Here is a 7,658-nt window from a genome sequence, read left to right as displayed (position 1 = left end):
GTTTGAATAACAAAAACGATGAAGAAACTGTCAACCGTAGGTTGGAATTGTTAAACGAGTTGAAAACCATAGAACAAGACATTCGTGAAATTTCACATGATTTAAACAGAGAAAAACAAGAATTAATTAATAACTTTGTTTCCTTGGTACACAATTTATTAGAAGAACAGCAAGCTTCCTATGAAGTTAAATTGAGTTATTCCATCGATAATAATGTTAATTGGGATAAAATAAATAACTCCATTAAAATAAATATGTATAGAATGTTGCAAGAAGGACTGCAAAACATTAATAAATATGCCAACGCAAAAAATAGTACTGTAGAAATAAAAGCCGATGAAGAAAATATATATTTAAAAATAAAAGACGACGGAATAGGTTTTGATGTCAACAAAAAAAGCAAAGGCATTGGCGTGCAAAACATGATTTCAAGAACACACGAATGTCAAGGAACTATTGACATTAAATCAGAAAAAGATAACGGTACTCAAATAATAATAACCATTCCAATAATAACTAAACAAATAATTGAAGCACAAGCATGAAAGACCTAATGAACATTTTAATTGTAGATGATCATCCATTTATTATTGAAGCTTATAAAAATGCCATTAATAAATACAGTCAGCAAGGACAAAAATTTAATGTAACCCAAGCAGGCAATTGCATCGCTGGTTATGAACACATTGTTGAAGCTACGGAGCCGTTTGATATTGCTTTTTTTGACATCAGCATGCCCGAATATGCCGAAAAAGGGATTTACTCTGGAGAAGATTTGGCCATGCTAATTAAAACTGAAATGCCTGAGTGTAAAATTATACTTTTAACCATGCACACCGAGTTATTGAAAATAAATAATATCATCAAGAACATTAATCCTGGTGGATTAATTATCAAAAACGATTTAACATTTGATGAATTATTATTTGCTTTTGATAAAATCATTAAAAATGAAAGTTATTACAGTCAAACCGTTATAAAACTCGTTGGACAAGCCCAATATAACAACATCGAATTGGATGTTTTTGACAAACAAATATTATTTCATTTATCAAAAGGCGTAAAAACAAAAGATTTACCTCAATATATTCCACTTTCCATTAATGCCATTGAAAAACGTAAATTAAATATAATAGAAGTCCTCGAGGTAATCAATGGAAATGATAATGATTTAATAACCATGGCAAAAGATAAAGGGGTTATTTAAGGATTATGCGGAAAACCGTAACAACCAATCAAAATGCTGCACTTAACTTAATAAAAGATTTTAGGGTAATCTAGCAGATTATGGTAGCGAGACACTTTGTACTACTACTTAATTTATGAAACTTAGGAGGAAAAGCGATACTTTTGGGTATCGCTTTTTACTTATTCAGTCATGGCATCCCAACCGCGTGCTTTCAAAGGGATTTTAGTATTCGCTCTTGTAATTAAATGCGTTCCCTCACTTTCCTGAACCATGTGTCCAATAACCGTGAAATTTGGATTGGCTTTTATTTTGTCAAAATCATCTAAGCCAATGGTAAAAAGCAATTCATAATCTTCGCCACCATTGATGGCAATAGTCGTGCTATCGATATTGAATTCTTCACAAACATTGATAAACTGCGGATCAACCGGAATTTTTTCTTCATATAAATTACACCCCACGTTGCTTTGTTTACAAATATGAATAATCTCGGAAGACAATCCATCCGAAATATCAATCATGGAGGTTGGTTTAACTTCTAGCTTTTCTAATAAAATTCGAATGTCATGACGTGCTTCTGGTTTTAACTGACGCTCTATTAAATAGGAATACGCATCCAAATCGGGTTGATTGTTTGGGTTGACCTGAAACACTTGCTTTTCCCGTTCCAACACTTGCAATCCCATATAAGCCGAGCCCAAATCGCCAGTCACTACTAATAAATCGCCCTCTTTTGCACCATTTCTATACACAATTTCATCTTCATTTGCTTCGCCAATGGCGGTTATCGAAATGATTAATCCTTTTTGAGAAGAAGTGGTATCGCCACCAATAACATCTACATTATAAAATTTGGCCGCTAAGGCAATTCCGTCAAACAATTCCTCTAAAGCTTCCAGCGGAAAACGATTGGAAACCGCCACTGAAACGGTAATTTGAGTTGCTCTAGCATTCATCGCACAAATATCCGAAACATTCACCACCACGGCTTTATAACCCAAATGACGTAACGGCATGTAGGACAAATCGAAATGCACGCCTTCAATCAACAAATCAGTTGAAACGATTGCTTTTTTGTCCTTAAAATCCAAAACCGCGGCATCATCGCCAATGCTTTTTAGCGTTGAGGATTGTTTTACGTCAAAGTTTTTGGTTAAATGTTCTATAAGCCCAAATTCTCCCAATTGAGAAAGTGAAGTGCGTTGTGGTGTTTTGTCTTCTAACATGATTTTTTTAATTTCAAAAAAGCAAAGGTATGAAATGTTTTAACCACGAAGCTCGCAAAGAAAGCACGAAGTTCACTATTTCATTTCTTGTCTCTCATTTGATAAAACTTTTCATAACACCTTTGAGAACTTTGTGTAAAAGCTTTGTGTACTTTGTGGTTAATTAAATATATTTGATAAAATCTGTAACATTTCAACAAAAAATCAACCAACTACAAAACAAAAATTCACTTTATGAAACTTCAAATAAACAATTTAAGCAAAACGTATAGTAATGGCGTAAAAGCATTAGACAATTTAAATCTTGAAATTGGTTCCGGAATGTTTGGGCTCTTGGGCCCGAATGGCGCAGGAAAATCCAGTTTAATGCGAACGATTGCAACACTACAAAAACCCGACTCAGGTTCGATTGAATTTGACGGCATCAATGTTCTCGAAAACCAAATGGATTTGAGAAAAGTACTGGGCTATTTGCCACAAGAATTTGGGGTTTATCCCAACATGTCTGCCGAAAATTTATTGGATTATTTTGCAAGATTAAAAGGTATTTCATCCAAAAAAGACAGGAAAGCTATCGTGAAACAAGTTTTAGAAGTGACCAATTTGTATGATGTGCGAATGAAAAATGTTAGTGGATATTCGGGTGGGATGAAACAGCGTTTTGGTATTGCACAACTTCTTTTAAACAACCCAAAATTGATTATTGTTGACGAACCAACTGCAGGTTTAGACCCCGCAGAAAGACATCGTTTTTTGAATGTTTTAAGAGAAATTGGAACCAATCACACGGTTATTTTTTCAACACACATAGTTGATGATGTCAAAGAACTGTGTCATCAAATGGCCATCTTAAACGGCGGAAAAATTTTAAGCCACAGCACTCCAAAAGAAGCAACCGAAGCGCTAAAAGGACAAATTTGGACCAAAGTAATCACTCGAGAAGCATTAGAAGAAAATGAAAAAGAATTTAATATTATTTCTTCCAATTACAATCAAGATAATACGTTAAACATTCGAGTTTTTAGTACAGAAAAACCAAATGACAGTTTTGCTGCCGCCGAACCACAACTGGAAGATGTTTATTTTGTTGCATTAAAAAACGATCAATAATATGTTTGGAACCATTTTTACCTTCGAGTTAAAAAGGTGGTTGAAAAACCCCGCTTTTTATATCTATGTAGCCATCTTTTTTGGTCTATCGTTATTGTTAATGGGAAGTAGTTTAGGTATATTTGATAGTTTTAAAACAACCACTTCTTCCAATGCTATGGCCAACTCACCCATTGCTTTAAACGGAATGTTGAACGGATTATCAGTCTTCATCTATTTCTTATTGCCATCTATCATTGGTGCTTCGGTGTATAGGGATTTTAAATACAACATGCACACCATTTTATTTTCGTATCCGTTTACCAAATGGGATTATTTAATGAGCAAGTTTTTAAGTTCTTTATTAGTAGTTGTTTTAATCACTTTATTTGTAGGGTTGGGTGCTTTTTTAGCATCTTTTTTACCTGGCGTTAATCCTGATTTATTGGGACCTCATCGTTTTATAGCTTACATTCAAAGTTACCTCATTTTTATTATTCCGAATCTAATTTTTTATGGTGTCATTGTGTTTTCAATGGTTACCATCACCAGAAATATTTCGGTTGGATTTATTACGGTTATTTTGCTTTTATTTGTTCAAAGTATCATTAGTAGCTTTACTCAAGATGCGGACAACCGATACCTAGTGGCTCTTTTTGAACCTTTTGGTTCGGATGCCTTAGATTATTATACCAAATACTGGACAGTATACGAAAAGAATGAAAACCTATTGCCATATACGGGAGTGGTGCTTTACAATCGTCTTATTTGGTTGGGAATTTCTACTTTAATTTTAGCATTAATGTACCGCTATTTTTCCTTCACCCAAACCGCTTTAACATTAGGAAAAAGCAAAAGCAACGAACGTGTCACTAAAAATAACTTTGGTGGCATTACGAAAATAAATCTTCCTCAAATTAGTTTTGATTTTTCCACAAAACAAAACCTAAAAACAGCTTGGAGTTTATCAAACGTTGATTTTAAATTCATTGTTAAAAATTGGGTTTTCATCAGTATCGTTATCGTTGGAATGCTGTTCATCCTAATCACTTCCTTATCGGCGGGACAATTTTTTGGAACAGAAACGTATCCGGTTACTTGGCAAATGTTGCAAATTCCTGGAGCAACTTTCGGATTATTTATTAATTTATTGACCTTCCTTTTTGCTGGAATATTAATTCATCGTGGTGCCACTTCTCGCATGAATCATTTGATAGATATTACACCTACACCCAATTGGGTTTTATTGTCTTCAAAATTCTTAGCGCTTGTAAAAATGCAAATTGTCTTGCTTTCCGTTATTATGATTTCGGGGATTTTGTTCCAAATTTACAGAGGATATTATAATTTTGAAATTGGTCATTATTTGTTCGAATTGTATGGAGTGGTATTAATTAATTATATCATTTGGGCACTTTTGGCTGTTTTAATTCAAACCCTTTTCAAGAATTATTTACTAGGGTTTTTTGTGTTACTGCTACTTTCCATCGGGTTGAACTTTTTACCAGCCATTGGTGTAGAACAACAAATTTACCAATTCAATAGTGATCCTAGTTTTGATTATTCCGATATGAATGGCTACGGACACGGATTAAAATATTACTATCTGTACAAATTTTATTGGTTGGCATTGGGCGTAGTGTTTTTCGCTATGACGTTATTGTTTTGGACTCGAGGTTTGGGACAATCGGCAAAAGCGCGTTTTGTAGAGGCAAAAAAACGTTTGAATAAGCAAATAGCAATTCCTTTAACACTCTCATTTTTGGCTTTTATTACTATTGGTGGCGCTATTTATTATCAAGATAATATTGTAAAAGATAGTAAAACCAGCAAAGAACAAGAGGAAGAAATGGCGCAATGGGAAAAGAAGTATAAAAAGTATGAAAACAAAGCCCAGCCCCGAATTACGGATGTTAAAGTCGATATGGATTTGTTCCCTGAAGAGCGAAATTTTGTAGCCAATGGAACGTACACTTTAAAAAATAAAACATCGGAAACCATTGATACCATTTATATAAACCATGGCGAAGAAACTAAAGTAACATTTAAGGTGAAAACCAAATTAGTTTCGAAAGATACCATCATGAATTTTGATATCTATCGATTGGAAAAACCTTTACTCCCTGGAGAATCTTTTCAAATGAGTTTTACAGTGAAAAATAAACCAAATGATTTTTTTAATAATAATTCTCCTGTGATTTACAACGGAACGTTCTTGAACAATTACATGTTTCCTTCTATAGGTTATTCAGACCAAGGCGAATTAACCGATGACGATGTTAGAAAAAAATATGGTTTAAAACCAAAAGACCGAATGGCTTCTCCAATGGACAGTATCGCCAGAAGAAATACATACATCAGTAATGACTCCGATTGGATTACATTTGAAACTACGGTTAGTACAGCTGGAGATCAAACCGCTATTGCGCCAGGTTATTTGACTAAAAAGTGGACAAAAGACGGCAGAAACTATTTTCATTATAAAATGGATAGACCCATGCTGAATTTTTATGCCTTTAATTCGGCTAGATATGAAGTAAAGAAAGATAAATGGAAGAATGTAAACATCGAAATTTATTACCACAAAGGACATGAATTCAATGTGGACAGAATGATCGCTGCGGTAAAAAAATCCTTAGATTATTACACAGCTAATTTTAGCCCCTACCAGCACAAACAAGTTCGTATTATCGAATTTCCAAAAACTGGTGGTGGATTTGCACAATCGTTTGCCAATACCATCCCGTTTTCTGAAGCCATCGGATTTATCGCCGATGTGGATGATGAAAATCCAGATGCGGTAGATTATCCTTTTTCGGTAACATCACATGAAGTAGCGCATCAATGGTGGGCACATCAAGTGATTGGAGCTAACGTGCAAGGGGCAACACTTTTGTCTGAAAGTCTTTCGGAGTATAGTTCGCTTAAAGTTTTGGAACATACGTATGGAAAATCGCAAATGCGTAAATTTTTGAAAGATGCTTTAGATGAATATTTAATGGGAAGAACTTTTGAAAATAAAAAAGAACAACCGTTGATGTTCAATGAAAACCAACAATACATTCATTACAACAAAGGTTCGCTGGTTTTATATGCCTTGAGTGATTTTATTGGAGAGAAAAAAATGAACGATGCACTGAAAGCATATATTAAAAAAGTGGCATATCAAGAAGCACCTTATACCACTTCTATCGAACTCGTAAACGAATTGAAAGCCGCAACGCCCGATAGTTTGCAATATGTAATCAACGATATGTTTGAAACCATCACGTTATACGACAATAGAGTGAGCAAAGCCACTTCTAAAAAATTGCCTAATGGAAAATACCAAGTTGACATTGAATTTGAAGTGAGTAAATACAAAGCCGATGATACGGGTAAACGATTATTTAAAGACAAAAGCGGTAAAACACTTTCCTATACTAAAAAAGGAGATACCTTTGCTACAGAATCCTATCCGCTTCAAGATTATGTTGAAATTGGGGTTTTTAATGAGCAAACCATAAAAGGCAAAAAAAGAGACAAAGAATTGTATTTGAAGAAAGTAAAAATCAACAAAATCAACAATTCCATTTCTATTATTGTCAACGAAAAACCCACCGAAGTGGGCGTTGATCCCTACAATAAATTGATTGACACCCAAAGTGAGGATAACAGACGGAAGTTATAAATTAGAAAAGGTGGAGTTTTAGCTTCACCTTTTTTTATCTTTATGCAAAATGATATTAAGACAAAATCCAAATGAATTCAAATACAATTATCACGCTCACCATCAACCCATCATTAGACAAGAGCACTCATTTTGCTAAACTAGTTGCCGAGCAAAAAATACGTTGTGGCAAACCAAGATATGACGCTGGCGGTGGTGGCATTAATGTTTCCAAAGCCATTGCAAAATTAGGTGGAAAATCAACCTGCGTTTTTACTTCGGGTGGTTCTAGCGGAGCAATGTTAGAGGATTTAATGGAGAAAGAAAAGTTAGAAAGCATTGTAATTAAAACTAAAAATTGGACACGAGAAAACTTCATCGCTTTTGATACTTCAACACAATCCCAATACCGATTTGGGTTTCCAGGGAATAAATTATTCGTTGATGAAACAGATAAAATAATCGAAGTCGTATCAAAATTAGACACCAATTATTTAGTCATCAG

At 34.3% G+C, this 7,658-nt stretch carries 6 protein-coding genes; 5 read left to right on the top strand and 1 reads right to left on the bottom strand.

What is annotated here, in order from left to right; genetic code table 11:
• Both ACK5ON_RS02350 and ACK5ON_RS02345 read left to right on the top strand, forming a co-directional pair.
• Positions 1–545, top strand: a 545-nt coding sequence (locus ACK5ON_RS02350; protein WP_409819509.1) for a sensor histidine kinase, incomplete at its 5' end; no start/stop codon positions are given.
• An 8-nt stretch (positions 546–553) separates the two neighbouring features.
• Complete coding sequence (locus ACK5ON_RS02345) at positions 554–1,207, top strand: response regulator (RefSeq protein ID WP_409819507.1); 654 nt, start codon at positions 554–556, stop codon at positions 1,205–1,207.
• A 161-nt stretch (positions 1,208–1,368) separates the two neighbouring features.
• Here the strand turns inward: ACK5ON_RS02345 and thiL are convergent, their stop codons facing one another.
• Entirely contained in the window at positions 1,369–2,415 is a 1,047-nt protein-coding gene (thiL, locus tag ACK5ON_RS02340) for a thiamine-phosphate kinase (protein ID WP_409819504.1), read from the bottom strand.
• A gap of 234 nt (positions 2,416–2,649) precedes the next feature.
• Here thiL and ACK5ON_RS02335 point away from each other — a divergent pair, with 234 nt between their 5' ends.
• The 3 genes from ACK5ON_RS02335 to ACK5ON_RS02325 form a co-directional block, all read left to right on the top strand.
• On the top strand, positions 2,650–3,525 hold the full coding sequence (locus tag ACK5ON_RS02335; protein WP_409819502.1) for an ABC transporter ATP-binding protein: 876 nt from the start codon (positions 2,650–2,652) through the stop codon (positions 3,523–3,525).
• A 1-nt stretch (position 3,526) separates the two neighbouring features.
• A complete protein-coding gene (locus tag ACK5ON_RS02330; RefSeq protein WP_409819500.1) occupies positions 3,527–7,174 on the top strand; it encodes a M1 family aminopeptidase in 3,648 nt (1,215 codons plus the stop codon).
• 71 nt (positions 7,175–7,245) lie between these two features.
• On the top strand, positions 7,246–7,658 hold a 413-nt coding region (locus ACK5ON_RS02325; protein WP_409819497.1), incomplete at its 3' end, for a PfkB family carbohydrate kinase.

This window comes from Flavobacterium sp. (assembly GCF_046317795.1).
GTDB lineage: Bacteria > Bacteroidota > Bacteroidia > Flavobacteriales > Flavobacteriaceae > Flavobacterium.
Note: the sequence above shows the minus strand (reverse complement) of the source record. Positions and strands in the feature narration are given on the sequence as shown.